Origin of the sequence: Bacillus sp. EKM208B, from assembly GCF_011800725.1 — a bacterium.
GTDB classification, from domain to species: Bacteria; Bacillota; Bacilli; order Bacillales; family Bacillaceae; genus Bacillus; species Bacillus velezensis.
The window spans coordinates 1-292 of the sequence record NZ_JAANHO010000048.1 but is presented as its reverse complement, the minus strand read 5'-3'; the positions used below and the strand labels follow the sequence as shown (position 1 = coordinate 292).

At 47.6% G+C, this 292-nt stretch carries 2 tRNA genes; both read left to right on the top strand.

Annotated features, from left to right (window positions below):
• The first annotated feature begins 104 nt into the window (after window positions 1–104).
• A tRNA-Thr gene (locus G9F75_RS19805) sits at window positions 105–180 on the top strand.
• 37 nt (window positions 181–217) lie between these two features.
• Window positions 218–290 (top strand) — tRNA-Lys (locus G9F75_RS19800).
• The last annotated feature ends 2 nt before the right edge of the window (window positions 291–292 follow it).

Sequence of the window (292 nt, the reverse complement as noted above, 5' to 3'; positions counted from 1 at the left end):
GAGGATTAGCTCAGCTGGGAGAGCATCTGCCTTACAAGCAGAGGGTCGGCGGTTCGAGCCCGTCATCCTCCACCATTCCTATCATACATAAGTTGGCGTATTAAGCCGGTGTAGCTCAATTGGTAGAGCAACTGACTTGTAATCAGTAGGTTGGGGGTTCAAGTCCTCTTGCCGGCACCACCTTTATATGTTATACTATATAAGTCTCTTGTAATAAGAGCCATTAGCTCAGTTGGTAGAGCATCTGACTTTTAATCAGAGGGTCGAAGGTTCGAGTCCTTCATGGCTCACC